We start from the raw sequence: 18,508 nt of genomic DNA, 5'->3' as shown, positions 1-18,508 counted from the left end.
TCCTAGTATCATTCAAAAAAAGAGCACGTAAACACGCGCTCCTTGCGATGGACTAGGCGGGAATCGAACCCGCGTCCAAAAACCCATCCCCTCAGGCATCTCCCATTACAGTCTCTGTATTGACATTCCCTCCGTACTGCTCCCAGAGACAGGATCAGTACTTCAGTAGCTTCATAAATACTTCATCTGCCGCAAAGCTTAAACAGACGAGGGTTCTACATTATTTGAAGCCTAATGACAGGCTGTAGATGACCTGTCACAGACTACTGCTGCCCTTAGGCTGCAGCGTACGCTAATTTATTATCTGCGTTTAATTTAAGTTTACACCGTAACGTGGTCTCTCCGAATGGCTTCCCGAGCTTCAGAATCCCTGTCGAAACCAGTACTAGCCCGAATATTTCCTTATATAGTATAACCCTTTTTTTGTGAAAAAGTCAATAAAAAGAAATGGATTGTATGTTAAACCACTGTGTAGATCAAAACAAGCAGTGATATTATATCACGGTTCTGAATGATTGTGGTAAAATGATGCCAGACAACTCATCAAAAGAGAACAAAAACCCATTCTGTATAAACCTGTCTCCGGCACATACAGAATGGGGAGCTTTTATTCTTCCTCTCGTCTTGTCTCCGGACAGAGCCTATGCCTATCCGTTGGATTTCTCTTCTCATAGTCTTTAAAGCTGTAATTCATGTCCACTTCGCCCCGGATGCCTCTGACTCTTCCGGAATCGGAATACTGCCACATGTCAACATCGTCCACTCCGAGAACATGCTGATATTTCGCCAGCCAAAGTTCATATTCCCTGAGGCGGCGGATATCAAAATAATCCTCTAAATCAGAAAGATTTGTGTAAAACATGGGTTTGTATCCGGCTCTTCGGATCTCATCGCAGAACTCTCTTGTAAAGTCTGTTGCAAGATCTTTTGTGATCGTGACACCCTGTTCCCTCGCATAATCAATGGAATCTTCTTCAAAATCAAAAGCCACGGGATATTCAACCCGATACCTTCTGATGATCTCGACACATTGTTTTGCCTCTCTTCTGGCCATCTCTCTTGTATATGCATAACTGAACCAGTAGATTCCGAGTGGGATTCTCTCACGATTGCATTCTCTTGCATTCCGTTCAAACTCCTGATCTATATTTCCATCGCCGAATCCGGCCCTGACCATTGCAAATTCTATCCTGTCTTTTCTGACTCTTCTCCAGTCAATCCGGCCGTCGGCATAGCTTACGTCAATACCCTTCCTTCTGTGCATACTGTCCTCCTGTCTTTTTGTAATTATAGTATGCTCGGAAGAAAGCGCCGTTCCATTGTCCTAACCCAGATTTCTGACCTTAAAGTCTCTCATCGCTTCTCTCTGCTGATCTTTCTTGGCAATATCCTGCCGTTTATCATACAATTTCTTACCGCGGCACAGTCCAATTTCAACTTTTACCAGACTGCCTTTGAAATAAACCCGCAGAGGGATCAATGTATAACCTTTTCTGTTTACTTCCGACATCATCCTGGTAATCTCGGAACTGTGCATTAAAAGCTTCCTCTCTCTGAGAGGGTCCTTGTTGAAAATATTGCCCTTCTCATAAGGGCTGATATGCATCTGTTTCACAAAAACTTCTCCATTTTCAATACTTATAAAGGCTTCCTTAATACTGCAGTGTCCCTGCCTCATAGATTTTACTTCTGTACCAAACAATACGATGCCTGCCTCAACCGTCTCCTCAACAAAATAATCATGACGTGCCTTTTTATTATTCGCAATCAGCTTTGTTCCGCCCGTCTTCGCCATGTTCATCCTCCTCAATAATCTCAAAATCAATATTCTTCAAAATCTTATCGACTCCGGTCACAACGATCTCTACCGGTTGTCCCAGCTTCCACTTACGCCCTGTCCTCTCTCCTGTCATAGAATAGGACGACTCATCATAATTGTAATAATCCCCGGGCAGCTTGGACACATGGACCATTCCTTCAATCGTATTCGGAAGTTCCACATAGATCCCCCAGCCAGTCACTCCTGAAATCACGCCTTTGTACTGCTGTCCGATATGTCGTTCCATATACTCTGCCTTTTTCAGTTTTTCTACTTCCCGCTCCACTTCATCTGCACGCCGCTCCATCTTAGACGACTGCTCTGAGACTTTCGCAAGAATAGACTCATAATGCCGGATTCTTTTGGCATCGAGTTTTCCCCGAAGAGTTTCTTTGATGATCCTGTGAATCTGCAGGTCCGGATACCTTCGGATCGGTGAGGTAAAGTGACAGTAATAGCTTGTAGATAATCCGAAATGTCCTGAACTCTCGGTTGTATACCTGGCCTGTTTCATAGATCTCAGGGTGAGCCTGCTGATCAGAGCCTCCTCCGGAGTGCCTTCCACCTTTGTCAAAAGTTTCTGTATCTCTTTCGGATGGATTTCATCTTTTTTAAGCTTCAGTACGATTCCAAAATTCTCGAGAAACGTCCTGAGTTTCTTGACTTTTTCCCCGTCCGGATTGTCATGGGTACGGTACACAAACGGTATTTCCTGCCAGTAAAAATTCTCTGCAACCGTTTCATTTGCAAGAAGCATGAAATCCTCGATGATCTTAGTTGCCTTATTCCTTTGGGATGGAATCACGTCGACTGCCTTTCCGTATTCGTTCAGCACAATCTTCGATTCAGGAAAATCAAAGTCCACACTTCCCCGTTCATGTCTCACCTCCCGCAGAATATCAGAAAGCTCTTTCATCTGCTCGAACATCGGAACAAGTTTTTCATATCTCTTCCGCTCTTTTTCATCGCCGTCCAGAATCAGTGCCACACTTGTGTATGTCATGCGTTCATCCACATGGATGACGGTTTCGGCAATGCGGTGTCCCTTTAAAATTCCTTCCTTGTCAAGATCCATGATACAGCTCAATGCCAGTCGGTCTGTACCTGCATTCAGAGAACAAATACCGTTGGAAAGCTGATGAGGCAGCATCGGTATGACCCGGTCCACCAGATAGACACTGGTACCTCTTTTCAGCGCTTCCTTATCCAGTGCAGAGTTTTCCTTCACATAATCGGAGACATCTGCGATATGGACTCCCAGCTGATAGCCGCCTGATGTTTTGGTCAGCGTGATCGCATCATCAAGGTCCTTGGCATCCTCTCCGTCTATGGTCACCGTCTGCCAGTCTCTCAGATCCAGCCGCCCTTCCAGCGAAGATTTTTCTATGACCGAAGGCACTGCTCCCACTTCTTTTTTGACTTCTTCCCCGAACTCCGTGGGAATATTGTATGCCTTTACGATCGATAAAATGTCCACTCTGGGATCATCCCTGTGGCCTAAAACCTCCAGTATCCTGCCTTCCGGACTCTTTCCTAAATCTCCGTAGTCAACAATCTTTACCAGGACCTTAAATCCATCGGTAAGATTTCCGCATTCCTCTTTCGGAATGAAAATGTCACTGTCAAATCTCAAGTTGTCCGGAACGACAAATCCATAGCTTTTACATTTTTCAAATGTGCCGACTATTTCCGTCATTCCCCGTTCCAGAACCTTTACAATTCTGGCTTCTTTCCGCCTGCCGTTCCTGGCCCGTTCCTCAGTCACTTCAATCTGCACAGTATCCTCATGGAAAGCTCCGTTCATATCATTTTCATTGATATAAAAATCGTCTTCTTCTCCTTCCACCGAAACAAATCCAAATCCTTTCTGGGTGCATACAAACGTCCCGGTCAGTGTCTTCTTTGACACCGGGCTGTATTTTCCTCTCTTAGAGACTTCCACGACTCCCTCATCAACGAGTTCATGAAGAATCTGGACGAACTCTTTTCTGTCTTCCGGCTCTACCTGCAATAAATAGCCGATCTCTTTTTGTTTCATAGGCTGATAGTGTTTATCATAAATCAGATCTCTGATTCTTTTTTTTCTTTTATCAAACAATTCCTTTTCCATTATCTTTCCTTTACTTTCTGCAACAATGCTGTACTATCCGGAGCATTTTTCATTCTACAGGAAGGTTCGCAGAACTTTCCTGTGGAATAAAAAAACACTTCTTAAACATTATCTGCTTAAAGAAGTGTTTCCATTCTAAAGAAATCTGGAACAAAGGAGCGCTGCTGTCACAAAAAAGATGACTGTAAACAGGGTTGTCGCTTTAATAATGTTCCCTTCCCTGGAACGGCCTTTGTTTTTACTCCAATATGTGCCGGAGGTTGTGGATCCTGTCAGTGATCCCAATCCAGCTTCCTTTCCTTCTTGCATCAATACTAATATGATTAGAACAACGCACGATATTAAAAATAATATAGTTAATGCCGTCTTCATTGCTTCTTCCTCCTAATGTTTCTGCTCACTGCTGATTATTCTAGCACACCTTACCATAAAATGCAAGGATACGTTCAAATCTTACTTTTCCTTGACAGGGATCTGTGTATAGATACGCTTTCCTATGATTTTACGAAAACCTTTCAGACGGAACCGATACTTCTTTTCTGGATTGATTTTTTTCTTCTCGGGATGTCTCCTTCACTTTTTTATATTTCCCTGATTTACTGACCCCCTCGTCTTACAATCTGGCTTCTCCTGCATAGCTGTCATAATAATCCACGCTGTGTTCCATTGTGATGGGAACAATTTTGGCATCGTTATACTGAGGAAACACATTTTTAATTTTCAATTTTCCTTCTGAAACTGCATCTATGTAAATGGATAGTGAGGAACGGTTACGTTCTCCTCTGCCATTTAAAATCCGCTCATATGCCGCAAAGCCTGTCAGAGGCTCGGAGCCTTTGTCATAAGTTAGTCTCTCCTGGTGGGTGTTAAAAAAATCAACTGTTTCATCCTCCGGAAACTGTACAAACAGGACAACGTTGCTCCGCTGTCCTGTTTTCTCTGAGGTCTGTTCTCCATATACAGAAATATTCCAAGTGAGAAGCAGGCAGACTGCCATGATCCACGATAAAACTTTTTTATAATTTCTCATCTTCCGCCCCTCCCACAATGAAATATTTTTTCTTTCTTTATACTATTATCGTTCTATAAATACAATCCATATCGCTTACAGGCACCCAATTCTTCTTCAATTCTCAGCAACCGGTTATATTTTGCTGTCCGGTCAGAACGGCAGGGCGCTCCTGTTTTAATCAGTCCGCTGTTTGTCGCCACCGCAATATCCGCGATCGTTGTATCCTCTGTTTCTCCGGACCGGTGGGATATGATTGTTTTATATCCTGCCCTTTTTGCAGTCTCTATGGCATCCAGGGTTTCTGTCAGTGTCCCGATCTGATTCGGCTTGATCAGGATACTGTTTGCCATATCATTCTCGATACCGTCTGTCAGACGTTTCTTATTTGTAACAAATAAGTCGTCGCCTACCAGGAGTATTTTTTCTCCCAGACGATATGTGAGTACTTTCCACCCGGGCGCATCCTCCTCGTTTAATCCGTCTTCAATGGAAAAAATCGGGTAATGATCGGTGAGCTGCTCATAATATTGAACCATTTCTTCAGAATTTCTCCGTATCTCTTTTCCGGTCATCTGGCTCTCACCCGGGAAATAATAGACATCCTCGTCTTCATTATAAATTTCTGACGCAGCACAGTCCATGGCAATCATGATCTGTTCCCCCGCCTTATAGCCCGCATTTTCAATCGCTTTTACCAGCAGGTCCAATGCTGCCTCCGAGCTTTCCAGGTTCGGTGCAAATCCTCCCTCATCTCCAACCCCGGTGCTCAGATGGTTTTCTTTCAGAATACTCTTTAACTTATGATAGATCTCTGTCCCCATCATCAGTGCTTCTTTGAACGTTTCGGCTCCAACCGGAGCGATCATAAATTCCTGAAAATCCACTGTGTTATCTGCATGTTTTCCTCCGTTTAAAATGTTCATCATCGGCACCGGCAGCTTACACGCGAAACTTCCCCCTAAATACTGATACAGCGGAAGGCCCAATCCGTTTGCAGCAGCCCTGGCAGTGGCTAGTGATGCTCCGAGGATGGCATTCGCCCCAAACTTTTCTTTGTTTTCTGTCCCATCCGCTTCAATCATAATCTGATCGATTTCAATCTGGTTCAGTGCATTTTTTCCCACCAGCCGGTCTGCGATCCGGTGATTCACATGGTTTACTGCTGTTTCTACTCCCAGCCCTCCGTAGCGTTTCTCGCGGTCACGAAGCTCTATCGCCTCAAATTTGCCCGTGGAGGCTCCGGACGGCACCAGTGCGGTTCCAAAATGTCCATTGGACAGCAATACCTCCACTTCTACCGTAGGGTTTCCCCTGGAGTCCAAAACTTCTCTTCCTATAACATCTTCTATTGACAAGCCATATTTCAACACATTCACATCCTTTACAAGTAATTAGTAGTATTTTATCCAGATAGATGAAAATCCATACATTGAAATACAAAAAGAAAGCAGTGTGCTTTAAACACACACTGCTTTCTGTCATATCGATATTTATTTTACTAACAAAGACTTTCCGGTCATGTCTTCCGGCTGTTCAAGTCCCATCATTTCGATCAGAGTCGGCGCGATATCTGCCAGACATCCGCCCTCTCTTAATTTCACACGGTCCTTATAATTTACTAAGATAAACGGTACCTGGTTGATCGTATGGGCCGTAAACGGAGCTCCTGTCACATAATCCACCAGCTGCTCTGCATTGCCGTGGTCAGCACAGATAAACATCTGTCCGTCTGCTTTTTTGATGGCTTCCACCGCTCTGCCCACACATCCGTCCACTGTCTCAATAGCTTTTACTGCCGCATCACAAATGCCGGTGTGTCCAACCATATCCGGGTTCGCAAAGTTAACGATGATCACATCATACTGATCGGACTCAATAGCCTCTACAAGTTTGCTGCCCACTTCCATGGCGCTCATCTCCGGCTGCAGGTCATAAGTTGCCACAGACGGTGATTTCACAAGGATTCTCTCCTCTCCTTCATTTGGAACCTCTACGCCTCCGTTGAAAAAGAAGGTAACGTGTGCATACTTCTCTGTCTCGGCCAGACGAAGCTGTTTCAATCCCTGTTCTGCCAGGAATTCTCCGAATGTATTTTTAATCTCTACTTTATGGAATGCCACCAGCTTATTCGGAACTGTAGCATCGTATTCTGTAAAGCATACATAAGTTGTCTTAAAGTAACCGTTTGGACGCTCAAAGCTGTCAAACTTATCATCACAGATCGCCCTGGTGATTTCTCTTGCCCTGTCCGGACGGAAGTTAAAGAAGATGACAGAATCATTTTCTTTGATCACAGCAGTCGGCTCTCCATTTTCCGTGATAACAGTCGGCAGAACGAACTCATCATTTACTTCCTCTTTGTAGGAATCCGCAATTGCATCCACGGCAGAATCTTTCATTACTCCTTCTCCCATGACAAGGGCTTTGTATGCTTTCTCCACACGGTCCCAGCGATTGTCACGGTCCATTGCATAGTAACGTCCGGAAACAGTGGCTACCTTGCCTACACCGATCTCTTTCATCTTTGCTTCCAGTTCTTCTACGAATCCCTTTCCGGAAGTAGGTGCCGTATCACGTCCGTCTAAGAATGCATGTACATAGACCTTTTCGATATTATTTCTCTTTGCGAGTTCTAATAATCCATACAGATGTGTATTGTGGCTATGTACCCCGCCATCAGATACTAATCCCATTGCATGGAGTGCACTTCCATTCTTCTTGCAGTTTTCTACTGCCTGAAGCAGCGCTTCGTTCTCAAAGAAGTCTCCATCCTGGATCTCTTTCGTGATCCTTGTAAGTTCCTGGTATACGATTCTTCCGGCACCCATATTCAAGTGTCCTACTTCAGAATTTCCCATCTGCCCTTCCGGAAGGCCTACTGCCATACCGGATGCATTTCCCGGAACAAACGGGCATGTTTTCATCAGTTCGTCCATGACTGGAGTATTGGCCGCTGCGATCGCGTTGCCTTCTTTCTTATCATTCAATCCGTAACCATCTAAAATCATTAAAACGGTAGGTTTCTTGCTCATTATTATCTCCTTTATCTTCATTGGCTGTCAATTTATAATCCGTTAATATTATAACGATTATTGTTTATAAATTCAATAACAGATTGAGTCTGACTGTAGACTATTTTTTTCCGGCTATTATTTTTCCACTCTTTAAATCCATTCCGTAAGCATTGTCTCTGGAACGATTACCGTCCCCTTTAAACATTAGAATGTCATAAGACGGATAAACAGGATCTCTGCTGCAGTTCAAGGCAGAATTGCTCCCCATTTTCTGCAGCTCAGCGCCTGTTACATAAACAAGTAGAGGATAATATTTACTTCCTGAACCGTTATTAGCAGTTCTCCTCAAATATACGACGCTGCTTCTCACTTGTATAAAACGATTATTTGTGAGTGTCAGCTTTCTGATGCCGCCTCCTGCCACACCATGTTTTGCCGTATTAGTATTTCTTTTATTTTTCAAACCAATTTTTGAAAACTGATTCGAATCAATCGTCGTATTTTCCCAATTCATCATAAAGACAGCATTATCATAAATGTTTTTAAACTGATTATTTCTAATCTGAATCCTCTGATGATAAACATTTACTGAAGACTTTGAATATTTCCCTTTTTTGTCTTTCTTTTGTGAGTATTTATGCGTTCCAATTGCGCGGTTCACTCCGTCAAATACATTATTATTGATCATGACATTTACATTCGGAGTCTGGTCTTTTCTGCTCCACCTGAGTGTAAATCCACCGGTCGCTTTATCTGGTGTATCGATATTAATTGCTTCTTTATTATATGCTGAACTCCTTGTACTGGATTTGGCAGAAAGAAATCTGTTATCTTTTATAGTTACATTTTTCACTCCGGCGATCTCAATATAATGCCCTCCATTCTGTCCCTTGAAGGTTATATTCTGAAAAGTTACATTCTGATTATGAGAACCAGATACTCCATGTGCCCCCTTTATATAAGATAAATCGATAATTGACTTACTTCCGTGGCCTATAAATTTAATATTTTTGGGTCCGTTATACTTTTTATATACATTTGTTTTATTTCTGTTTTTGTAAGAACAAAGCAAAAACATATTTTTTGTAGGCCTGTAGTTGCTTTTACCTTTGTTTATTTTCTTTAATACTGCACCTTCTTTAAGTTCAATTGTTGTATTAGAAGGTACAAAAAGAGTCGAACAGATCTTATATGTCCCCTTTTTCAAAACCAGTCTGCCACCTCCTTTTTGCAGTTTTTTTAGATAATATTGCATTTGAAGTGAGTTCTTAGTGTTTTTATTGTAGGCAGAAGATTTCTTAACGGACTTAGGAATTTTATTTGGACTGATTGTATAAGTCTTTCCCTTTGCTTCGACTTTCTTGACATAAACTGAAGGACAATTAAATAAGCCTGCAATCATAAAAAATGCCATTATTATATATCTCTTTTTCATATCCTTACTCTCATTTCCTTTAAACCGATTTTAAGTAAAAAGCTGCTGCAAATAATTTCTGCAGCAGCTTTATCTCTCTACTTGTAGTTTACGATCTTACCAAAGTCTGGTTTTAAAGAAGCTCCACCGACTAATCCTCCGTCGATGTCTTCCTGTGCGAATAATTCCGGTGCACTTGCAGCAGATACAGAACCGCCATACTGGATGCGGATGGCATCAGCGGTTGCCTGATCATAGACTTCTGCGATACACTCACGGATCGCTTTACAAACTTCCTGAGCCTGCTCTGTTGTTGCAACTTTTCCTGTACCAATCGCCCAGATTGGCTCGTAAGCGATAACAGCAGTCTTTGCCTGATCTGCAGTCACACCCTGAAACGCAATCTTGATCTGCTGGCGTACAAAGTCAATGGTCACACCCTGTTCTCTCTGAGCAAGAGTCTCTCCGCAGCAAACGATCGGAGTGATTCCATGTTCAAAAGCTTTTAAAACTTTTTTATTAACTGTCTCATCTGTCTCAGCGAAATATTCTCTTCTCTCAGAATGTCCGATGATGACATATTTTACACCTAAGTCAGTCAGCATATTTGGAGCGATCTCACCTGTGTAGGCACCGCTCTCTTCATAGTACATGTTCTCAGCACCGATGTTGATGTTGCTTCCTTTTGCAGCTTCGATCGCTGCCGGAATACAGATTGCCGGTACGCAGAATACTACATCAGATGTTTCAGTCGCTACCAATGGCTTTAATTCATTTACTAAAGCTACGGTCTCGCTAGGTGTTTTGTTCATTTTCCAGTTTCCTGCTACGATTGTTTTACGCATAATGGTATACCCTCCGATTACTTTCCTTGATAGTTAAAAAGCTTATTTATCATTTGCAGCTGCAACACCCGGTAATTCTTTGCCTTCCAGGAATTCCAGAGATGCTCCGCCTCCTGTGGAAATATGTGTCATCTTATCACCGAAACCAAGCTGGTTTACAGCTGCTGCGGAATCTCCTCCACCAATGATCGTTGTAGCATCAATCTCTGCCAGTGCCTCTGCAACTGCTATAGTTCCTGCCGCAAAGTTCGGCATCTCGAAACATCCCATAGGTCCGTTCCATACAACTGTCTTTGCATCTTTTAAGGCATCCGCAAATAATTCTCTTGTCTTCGGTCCGATGTCAAGACCCTGCCATCCTGCTTCAATTCCGCCTCTCTCTACGGTCTTGATGTTGGCGTCATTGGAGAAGTCATCGGCAACTACTGTATCAACAGGGATCAGCAGGTTCACGCCTTTTTCCTTTGCTTTGTCCATCATTTCCTTAGCATAGTCTAAGTAGTCAGCTTCCAGTAAGGAATCTCCAACCTCTTCTCCCAGTGCTTTCATGAAAGTATAAGCCATACCCCCGCCGATGATCAATGTATCGACTTTGTCCAGCAGGTTGTTGATGACAGAAATCTTAGAGGAAACCTTTGCTCCTCCTAAGATGGCTACCATAGGGCGTTCCGGATTGTTGACTGCATTTCCTAAGAAATCAATCTCTTTCTGCATTAAGTATCCTACAACTGCAGTGTCTACGAACTGTGTAACTCCCACGTTAGAGCAGTGAGCTCTGTGAGCAGTTCCAAAAGCATCATTTACAAATACATCACAGAGGCTTGCAAGTTCCTTGCTGAATTCTTCTCCGTTCTTTGTCTCTTCTGCTCTGTAACGTGTATTCTGAAGTAAAATGACATCTCCGTCCTGCATTGCGTCTGCCGCCGCCTTCGCATTCGGTCCTACAACGTTGTCGTCTGCTGCAAACTTCACTTCCTGACCTAATAACTCACTCAAACGTGCCGCCACCGGTGCAAGAGATAATTCCGGTTTCGGCTCTCCTTTCGGTTTTCCTAAGTGAGAGCAAAGGATCAGTTTCCCGCCGTCTGCGATTAGCTTCTTTAATGTAGGAAGTGCCGCAACCAGGCGGTTCTCATCTGTGATTTTTCCATCCTGAAGCGGTACATTAAAATCACAGCGCACTAAGACTTTCTTTCCTTTTACGTTGATATCATCTACTGATTTTTTGTTTAACATGTTCTTTCCTCCTGGGATTTCTTATAGGATTAAATCGAATGCCTATCCTGCCGGATTGCCTTCTTTAACAAACAAAATAAAAAAACGGGTCCGGTCCAAAAAGACCGGACCCATTTGAGTCTTTATACCTTATCGTGCAAAGCACGCTGCCCGAAGGGCATAAAATACAGTGTGCCCTGTGGGTATGGTATTGCAGAATACTACACTGAATATTGATGCCTGTCCGCATCCACAGCGCTGATGATTATGCTAATTCTGCAAAGTATTTGATTGTTCTTACCATCTGGCTTGTGTAAGAGTTTTCGTTGTCATACCAAGATACAACCTGAACTTCGTATAATCCGTCACCAATTTCAGTAACCATTGTCTGAGTTGCATCAAATAAAGAACCGTATTTGATTCCGATGATGTCAGAAGATACTAATTCTTCTTCTGTATATCCGAAAGATTCTGTAGCTGCTGCTTTCATAGCTGCGTTGATTCCATCAACAGTTACGTTCTCTCCCTTAACAACTGCTGTTAAGATTGTTGTAGAACCTGTCGGAACCGGTACACGCTGAGCAGATCCGATTAATTTTCCGTTTAATTCAGGAATAACTAATCCGATAGCTTTTGCAGCTCCTGTGGAGTTAGGAACGATATTGACTGCTGCTGCACGTGCTCTTCTTAAATCACCTTTTCTCTGTGGTCCGTCAAGAGTCATCTGATCTCCTGTGTAAGCATGTACTGTCAACATGATACCAGACTGAACCGGTGCGTACTTGTTAAGAGCATCAGCCATAGGTGCTAAGCAGTTTGTTGTACAAGATGCTGCTGAGATGACTGTGTCTTCTTTTGTCAATGTTTCATGGTTTACATTGTATACGATAGTTGGAAGATCGTTTCCAGCTGGCGCAGAAATAACAACTTTTTTAGCTCCTGCCTGAATGTGTGCAGATGCTTTATCTTTAGATGTGTAGAATCCTGTACATTCTAATACAACGTCTACGTCTAATTCTCCCCAAGGAAGTTTTGTTGCGTCTGCTTCTGCATAGATTTCGATTTCTTTTCCGTCTACTACGATTGAAGATTCTTTTGCTTCTACTTTGTCAGCTAATGCATATCTTCCCTGTGCAGAATCATACTTTAATAAGTGTGCTAACATCTTAGGATTTGTTAAATCGTTGATTGCTACAACTTCATAACCTTCAGCTCCGAACATCTGTCTGAATGCAAGACGTCCGATACGTCCAAATCCATTAATCGCTACTTTTACTGCCATCTCAATTCCTCCTAAGTCTTGAATGAATAATTTAATGTTGTCTGTCAATTGTCAATCTATTGACAAACTTCCTTTTTATTTTAAACAATATGTCCAAAAATATCAAGTCTATTTTAGCATTTCTCTCATGTATACAAAATCATATCTTTGTACAAGATTACCAAAAGCTTTATTTTTCATTCTCATCGATGATATAATTGGCAATATTGTCGGCATAGTCCGAAATACGCTCCAGACTTGTCATCATATCAATATAGATCACTCCGGCTTCAGGTATGCATGACTCCCGTTCCAGCCGTTCAATATGCTGTTTCCGGTACTTTTTCTCCATTCTGTCGACTTCTTCTTCTCCCTGAATTGCCTGTTTTGCAATTTCCACATCGTCTTTCTCAATAGCCCTGATGGCATAATCAAACGTTTTAATGACCTGAGCCGTCATTTTGTGCAATTCGTCCTTTGCAAGATCAGAAAATGCAATTTTATCGTCATGCTTTATCTGCATGAATTCAGCAATATTTTCGACATGATCTCCTGCCCTCTCGATATCCGAAATTGTGTAGAATAAATCCGTGACAATTTTGCTCTGTTTCTCCGTCAGTGCCAGATTGCTGATCTTTACAAGATACCCGGTGATCATAGTTTCTAAATGGTTGATGACCTTTTCATCCCTGAATACCTTGTCCAGCTGTTTTTCACTCGGCTGCGGATTCATGGCTTCCTTCGTAACACGCTTCATATTTTTCAGAACGATATCACCCATGCGCACTACTTCTTTGACTGCGTTTTCCACTGCAAAAGAAGGAGTCTCCAGGATACGCGGATCCAGGTGACGCAGCACCATCTCTTCTACTTCCTCGTCTTCCTCATCTTCCGGTTCTTCGTGGATAATCAGTCCTGACAGTTTCACCAATACATTGGCAAACGGGAACAGCAGTACAGTGACTGATACATTGAAGATAGAATGGAAAATAGAGATCTCCGTACTCGAAATATGCTGCATGGCCAGATGGTCAAACACTCCGAAGAAAATGGTCATGATAATTCCATAAATAGCAGCTCCGATGATGTTAAAAGATAAGTGAATTACCGCCGCCCTTTTTGCGGTTTTGTTTGCACCCGCACTGGATAAAAGAGCCGTTATACATGTACCGATGTTCTGCCCCAGCGTAATGAAAACGGCGGAACGCCAGTTTACAATGCCCTTCATGGCAAGTGTCTGAAGAATACCGACGGATGCAGAAGAACTCTGAATGATCGCTGTAACGACAGCTCCTACAAGAATTCCCAAAATAGGATTCCCCCCGAGAACTTCAAAAGCCTTTGCGAAAATAGGGCTGCTCTGATATACTCCGATGGAACTGGACATAAAAGAGAGTCCGATAAAAAGAACACCGAAACCTACGGCGATCTCTGCCTTCTGATTTAACTTTTGTTTATTTGAAAAAGTTACAATAAATGCTCCGATGGCTAAGATCAGCGGTGCAAAAAATTCAGGTTTCAGTGCCCCTGCCCATTCATTTGCCGACACAAGCCATGCGGTGATCGTAGTTCCGACGTTCGCACCCATAATAACGCCTGCTGCCTGGGTAAGATTCATGATGCCTGCATTCACAAAACCTACGACCATAACGGTAGTTGCCGAACTGCTTTGGATGATGGCTGTGACCAAAGCTCCCACTAAAACTCCTAAAAAGCGGTTGTTGGTCAGATATCCCAACAGCTGCCGCATCTTATTACCGGCAGTCTTCTGCAGTCCGTCCGCCATCACATTCATTCCATAGAGAAACATACCTAATCCGCCGGCAAAGGCAAACAGGTTTCCCAGATGATCTAATGTATTCATTTTTTTTCCTCCTGTATTAAACATCTTTAGTTTAACATAAGGTAATTGTTTATTTAAAGTAAAACTTTTGTAACTTATCTGATTTTCATGTATTTTTTTTAATAATTATATATAATAAGATTAAAACCTATCATTTTTTAAAATATAAAGGAGACGCCATGATTCACTCAGACTTTCATTTACATACCAGTCACTCATCTGACTCCCAGGCTTCAATGGAATCTATGATATTGAGGGCCATAGAGCTCTCTCTCAACAAAATCTGTTTTACGGAACATCAGGATTTTGATTATCCTGAAAATAAAGAAAATTTAGATTTTCTGGTGGATCTCCCCTCATTTAAATCTGAATTATTATCATTAAAAGACAAATACAATGACCGGATACAGATTTTATTTGGCGCCGAAGTCGGACTGATGCCGACAACCTATGACAAATGCCGGGACTTTGCCCACTCTGATGATTTTGATTTCATCATCGGTTCTACTCATATTGTTGACCAAATGGATCCATATGAACCCATATATTTTGAAACATATCCTGGAAAGAAAGGTCTTTTAAGATATTTAGAAGTGATACTCCAGAATGTCAAAGTCTATCATGACTACTGCGTATATGGCCACCTGGACTATGCCGTGCGCTATTGTCCCGATAAAAATTATCAGTTTGTCTATCAGGATTACGCCGATTTGATCGAAGAAATTTTAAAAACCATCATAGAAAACGGAAAAGGGATAGAGGTCAATACCGGCGGATATAAGTACGGGCTCGGATATCCGAATCCCCATCCGGATATTCTCAAACGCTATTTGGAACTGGGAGGAGAAATTCTTACGATCGGCTCTGACGGACACTGTCCCGAACATATGGCATACGACTTTCCAAAGCTCCGGGAACTCCTCACTTCTCTCGGCTTCCGGTTCTATACCGTCTTTCAGAACCAGACACCGGAATTTATAAAACTGTAATAGAAAAAAGAAGGAAAATGTATTTATTTACCCATTCTCCTTCTTTTTCTATCACTTAAAAATTTAAAATCCTCTCATCCATTCTTCTTTCAAATGCAGATTGCCCTGTATCGCCTTTTCAAGTTTAGCGATCATTTTATCTCTGTCCTCATTCAAAGTTCCTCTCAAGTTGACATAATTGGATGCATGGTTGGACCGGAAGATACATCCCGGACAGTCCATATGTTCCAGCATCAATTTTGTCTCTTTCAGATTATCATAAGGAGTGATCAGTTCAAACTCTCCGCTTCTGATCTTTTCTTCCAGTGGAAGTCCGGGTTCTATCATCAATGTCAGGAGTCCTATATAATCCGGTTTCATTGCAGAAAAAACTTTCCCTGTATCAACCGCATGCTCCATCCAGAGCTTTCTTCCCCCGAGCCCCGAAATAGCCGTCACTGACAGCCGGATACCCGCCTGTTTTATCTTGGACGCAGACTGTATCATCTCATCCGGCGTGGCTCCCTTTTTCATGAACTCAAGCACCTGGGCATTTCCCGATTCCAGGCCCATGTATACCATATCCAGGCCGTTTTCTCTCAGTTCCCGAAGTTCCTCTTTTGTTTTAATCATGACACTCTTAGGAGAAGCATAGCAGGTAACCTGCCGGCATTCCGGAATTTCTTCACGAATATATTTAAGAATCTCGTTCAGATACTCGTTTTTACAGATCAGAGCATCTCCGTCTGCCAGAAAAATCTTTCCGATCGAATTGTAGCACTCTCTTGCCTCTCTGAAGTCGGCCAGAACATCCTGAATCGGCCTCATCCTGAACCTTTTTTCTTTGTACATATTGCAGAAGATACAGTCATTCTGGCTACATCCGATGGTCGCTTGTATGATCAGACTGTACGCCTCACTCGGCGGTCTGTATACCATTCCTTCATATTCCATTTTTCTTTCCTCCTGGTAACTTTCAGTATTATTTTCGATAAATGCAGATCCTGGCTCCTGCTTCCGCATTTTTTATAATCTTCTTCATGCTTTTCCGGCTTACTGCAATACATCCTGCCGTGTAGGGTTGCTTTCCTTTACAGTGAAGAAATATTGCAGATCCCTTTTTATATTTATGTTTTGGATTATAATTGAGAAACATTCCATAATAATAATGCGGTTTATAGTCGATCAGATGCTCTCCACGGCAGCGGTGTTTCTTTTTTTTCACGTCTATCAGGCGGTTGTAATATTTTTTGTCCCCGCACCAGTAGAGGTACTTATTGACTCTGGTGTAATTCATCTTTGCTCCCGGATTTTTTTTGATCCCAAAAGCCCCTGTGAATCCAAAAGTGCCGGAAGGTGTCTTCATATCCCCTTCCTTCTTCTTGTTGATTCCCTTTTTTCCTACATAGCCTTTACATTTTAAAATGCGTTTCCATTTATGATCAATTTTTTGATACATATAGACAGCTGCTTTTGATCTCTTCTGGTATTTTACAAAAATCAGCTGATTCACTGTCTCATCATACCGGTACTGGCTGAACTTTTTCTGCCATACTGTCTGCCGGGCCGCCGCACGGACCGTCCGCTTTCCTGCATCTGTCCCTGCCATATTCCAAACAAATACTGCCATAAGAATGATTGCCATCCATCTCTTATTCATCACTATTGTATTCTCCTCCTGGGCTATTATACACAAATATAATAAAGAAAAAAAGAGTTTTCACCAAAATTATTTGTATACAAACAATTTATATACTAAATATAATTTTCCTCCAAACTCGAAAAAGAACGCACAAAAGCTGTCCTGAAAACAAAAAAAGTACCGGAGCCGCATTTCTGCATACCTCCGGTACTTGACTGATAATCTTAGTTTTGCTTCAGGATCTTCCCTTTTTTAATGATTGCTTTTATATCCAGATCTTTATCCAGAAGGACAACATTCGCATATTTCCCCTCTGAAATACTTCCGTAGCTGTCATAAATACCAATGGATTTGGCCGGATTCTCAGTAGCACATTTCACTGCGCTGTTAAGCGGAATTCCCATAGCCTTGACGGCAGTTCTCAGACAGTCCATAAGATTCGTGGCAGAGCCTGCAATTGCGCCTCCTTCGGCAAGTGTGGCAAGGTTGCCGACCACCTTCACATCCTGTCCTCCCAGCTGGTAAGTTCCGTCTTCCATTCCGGTGGCCATCATACTGTCACTGATCAGGATAATCTTATCATCCCCGAACATCTTAAAAGTTGTTCTCACGGCGCTCGGATGGATGTGGATACCGTCACAGATCAGCTCAACATCCAGTCCGTGATCACATGCTGCTCCAATCACTCCGGGTGCCCTGTGGCTGTACCCCGGCATGGCGTTGTAAAGATGAGTCACATGGCTGACTCCATTTTCAATCGCTTTGACCGCAGTGTCATAATCTGCAGCCGTATGTGCGATCGAAATCACCGCCTCATCCTTAACCTGGCGGATAAATTCCATAGCGCCCTCAGTTTCCGGTGCGATGTCCACCAGCTTAAACAGACCGTTGGATGCCTTTTGGAGTCTCTCATACATTTCTACATCCGGTTTATGAATATAAGCCGGATTCTGTGCGCCTTTTTTGGCCTCATTGATAAACGGCCCTTCCATATTGATGCCCACGAGGTCCGCTCCGCTGTCCCCTTGGTAGGCTGCCGCAGCCTCCGCGATGGTCATCAGTGTTTCCTCCGGCAGAGTCATCGTTGCAGGACATATGGCAAGCACTCCATTCTCTGCCTCATAAGAAGCAATTTCTCTTATGGCTTTTTCTGTCCCGTCACAAAAATCATATCCCACACAGCCATGGAAATGAATATCGATCAGCCCGGGAACCGCATAGCAGTCCTGTGCATCCAGAATCTCGTCACTGTCTGAAAAACTGCTGATCCGCTCGCCGTCCGTACAAATATCTTTTGTCCTGAAACCCCCATCTTCACAAAACACATCTGCATTCTTTATAATCATAATAATCTCCATTCCGCCG

16 protein-coding genes and 1 other RNA gene are annotated in these 18,508 nt (G+C 42.7%); 1 reads left to right on the top strand and 16 read right to left on the bottom strand.

The window, feature by feature from the left end:
- Positions 1-45 precede the first annotated feature (45 nt).
- The 13 genes from ssrA to P8F77_RS07200 all read right to left on the bottom strand — a co-directional run bounded on the left by ssrA (position 46) and on the right by P8F77_RS07200 (position 14,554).
- Positions 46-392: a transfer-messenger RNA gene (gene ssrA, locus P8F77_RS07260) on the bottom strand.
- 215 nt (positions 393-607) lie between these two features.
- On the bottom strand, positions 608-1,264 hold the full coding sequence (locus tag P8F77_RS07255; RefSeq protein ID WP_287518283.1) for a glycoside hydrolase family 25 protein: 657 nt from the start codon (positions 1,262-1,264) through the stop codon (positions 608-610).
- Positions 1,265-1,324: 60 nt separating this feature from the next.
- The gene (gene smpB / locus P8F77_RS07250) at positions 1,325-1,795 is read right to left on the bottom strand and encodes an SsrA-binding protein SmpB (RefSeq protein WP_024727921.1); all 471 of its coding nucleotides are present in this window, start codon (positions 1,793-1,795) and stop codon (positions 1,325-1,327) included.
- The gene (rnr, locus tag P8F77_RS07245; protein ID WP_270431614.1) at positions 1,758-3,929 is read right to left on the bottom strand and encodes a ribonuclease R; all 2,172 of its coding nucleotides are present in this window, start codon (positions 3,927-3,929) and stop codon (positions 1,758-1,760) included. The genes smpB and rnr overlap by 38 nt, the downstream gene beginning before the upstream one ends.
- A 135-nt stretch (positions 3,930-4,064) precedes the next feature.
- Positions 4,065-4,301 (bottom strand): preprotein translocase subunit SecG, encoded by a 237-nt coding sequence (gene secG / locus P8F77_RS07240; RefSeq protein WP_006565422.1) that lies wholly within the window; start codon positions 4,299-4,301, stop codon positions 4,065-4,067.
- A 241-nt stretch (positions 4,302-4,542) separates the two neighbouring features.
- A complete protein-coding gene (locus P8F77_RS07235; protein ID WP_287518290.1) occupies positions 4,543-4,959 on the bottom strand; it encodes a hypothetical protein in 417 nt (138 codons plus the stop codon).
- A gap of 53 nt (positions 4,960-5,012) precedes the next feature.
- Complete coding sequence (gene eno / locus P8F77_RS07230; RefSeq protein WP_024727924.1) at positions 5,013-6,308, bottom strand: phosphopyruvate hydratase; 1,296 nt, start codon at positions 6,306-6,308, stop codon at positions 5,013-5,015.
- Positions 6,309-6,431: 123 nt separating this feature from the next.
- Positions 6,432-7,973 (bottom strand): 2,3-bisphosphoglycerate-independent phosphoglycerate mutase, encoded by a 1,542-nt coding sequence (gene gpmI / locus P8F77_RS07225; RefSeq protein ID WP_024727925.1) that lies wholly within the window; start codon positions 7,971-7,973, stop codon positions 6,432-6,434.
- A gap of 100 nt (positions 7,974-8,073) precedes the next feature.
- Positions 8,074-9,390 (bottom strand): hypothetical protein, encoded by a 1,317-nt coding sequence (locus tag P8F77_RS07220; protein ID WP_287518293.1) that lies wholly within the window; start codon positions 9,388-9,390, stop codon positions 8,074-8,076.
- A 77-nt stretch (positions 9,391-9,467) separates the two neighbouring features.
- Complete coding sequence (gene tpiA / locus P8F77_RS07215) at positions 9,468-10,217, bottom strand: triose-phosphate isomerase (RefSeq protein ID WP_024727927.1); 750 nt, start codon at positions 10,215-10,217, stop codon at positions 9,468-9,470.
- Positions 10,218-10,256: 39 nt separating this feature from the next.
- On the bottom strand, positions 10,257-11,450 hold the full coding sequence (locus P8F77_RS07210) for a phosphoglycerate kinase (RefSeq protein WP_024727928.1): 1,194 nt from the start codon (positions 11,448-11,450) through the stop codon (positions 10,257-10,259).
- 244 nt (positions 11,451-11,694) lie between these two features.
- On the bottom strand, positions 11,695-12,711 hold the full coding sequence (gap, locus tag P8F77_RS07205; RefSeq protein ID WP_148460109.1) for a type I glyceraldehyde-3-phosphate dehydrogenase: 1,017 nt from the start codon (positions 12,709-12,711) through the stop codon (positions 11,695-11,697).
- 169 nt (positions 12,712-12,880) lie between these two features.
- Positions 12,881-14,554 (bottom strand): Na/Pi cotransporter family protein, encoded by a 1,674-nt coding sequence (locus tag P8F77_RS07200; protein WP_024727930.1) that lies wholly within the window; start codon positions 14,552-14,554, stop codon positions 12,881-12,883.
- A 158-nt stretch (positions 14,555-14,712) separates the two neighbouring features.
- Between P8F77_RS07200 and P8F77_RS07195 the strand changes: the two genes are divergently transcribed.
- Positions 14,713-15,522, top strand: coding sequence for a histidinol-phosphatase HisJ family protein (locus P8F77_RS07195; protein ID WP_270431627.1), 810 nt, complete (start codon positions 14,713-14,715; stop codon positions 15,520-15,522).
- Between the two features lie 63 nt (positions 15,523-15,585).
- On the opposite strand, the gene P8F77_RS07190 is transcribed toward P8F77_RS07195, so the two are convergent.
- The 3 genes from P8F77_RS07190 to nagA all read right to left on the bottom strand — a co-directional run bounded on the left by P8F77_RS07190 (position 15,586) and on the right by nagA (position 18,489).
- Positions 15,586-16,455 (bottom strand): radical SAM protein, encoded by an 870-nt coding sequence (locus P8F77_RS07190; RefSeq protein ID WP_287518300.1) that lies wholly within the window; start codon positions 16,453-16,455, stop codon positions 15,586-15,588.
- Positions 16,456-16,483: 28 nt separating this feature from the next.
- Complete coding sequence (locus tag P8F77_RS07185; RefSeq protein WP_270431631.1) at positions 16,484-17,161, bottom strand: L,D-transpeptidase family protein; 678 nt, start codon at positions 17,159-17,161, stop codon at positions 16,484-16,486.
- A gap of 206 nt (positions 17,162-17,367) precedes the next feature.
- A complete protein-coding gene (nagA, locus tag P8F77_RS07180) occupies positions 17,368-18,489 on the bottom strand; it encodes an N-acetylglucosamine-6-phosphate deacetylase (RefSeq protein ID WP_287518304.1) in 1,122 nt (373 codons plus the stop codon).
- Positions 18,490-18,508: the final 19 nt, after the last annotated feature.

The organism is Anaerostipes sp. PC18, from assembly GCF_039789045.1.
Taxonomy (GTDB): domain Bacteria; phylum Bacillota; class Clostridia; order Lachnospirales; family Lachnospiraceae; genus Anaerostipes; species Anaerostipes hominis.
This window is presented reverse-complemented; position numbering and strand designations above follow the sequence as displayed.

Coding starts and splice junctions, on each gene's coding strand:
- P8F77_RS07200 (WP_024727930.1), bottom strand. CDS start 14,554: ATGAATACATTAGATCATCTGGGAAACCTGTTTGCCTTTGCCGGCGGA.
- P8F77_RS07210 (WP_024727928.1), bottom strand. CDS start 11,450: ATGTTAAACAAAAAATCAGTAGATGATATCAACGTAAAAGGAAAGAAA.
- P8F77_RS07255 (WP_287518283.1), bottom strand. CDS start 1,264: ATGCACAGAAGGAAGGGTATTGACGTAAGCTATGCCGACGGCCGGATT.
- P8F77_RS07220 (WP_287518293.1), bottom strand. CDS start 9,390: ATGAAAAAGAGATATATAATAATGGCATTTTTTATGATTGCAGGCTTA.
- P8F77_RS07190 (WP_287518300.1), bottom strand. CDS start 16,455: ATGGAATATGAAGGAATGGTATACAGACCGCCGAGTGAGGCGTACAGT.
- P8F77_RS07235 (WP_287518290.1), bottom strand. CDS start 4,959: ATGAGAAATTATAAAAAAGTTTTATCGTGGATCATGGCAGTCTGCCTG.
- rnr (WP_270431614.1), bottom strand. CDS start 3,929: ATGGAAAAGGAATTGTTTGATAAAAGAAAAAAAAGAATCAGAGATCTG.
- gap (WP_148460109.1), bottom strand. CDS start 12,711: ATGGCAGTAAAAGTAGCGATTAATGGATTTGGACGTATCGGACGTCTT.
- gpmI (WP_024727925.1), bottom strand. CDS start 7,973: ATGAGCAAGAAACCTACCGTTTTAATGATTTTAGATGGTTACGGATTG.
- smpB (WP_024727921.1), bottom strand. CDS start 1,795: ATGGCGAAGACGGGCGGAACAAAGCTGATTGCGAATAATAAAAAGGCA.
- nagA (WP_287518304.1), bottom strand. CDS start 18,489: ATGATTATAAAGAATGCAGATGTGTTTTGTGAAGATGGGGGTTTCAGG.
- secG (WP_006565422.1), bottom strand. CDS start 4,301: ATGAAGACGGCATTAACTATATTATTTTTAATATCGTGCGTTGTTCTA.
- P8F77_RS07195 (WP_270431627.1), top strand. CDS start 14,713: ATGATTCACTCAGACTTTCATTTACATACCAGTCACTCATCTGACTCC.
- P8F77_RS07185 (WP_270431631.1), bottom strand. CDS start 17,161: ATGAATAAGAGATGGATGGCAATCATTCTTATGGCAGTATTTGTTTGG.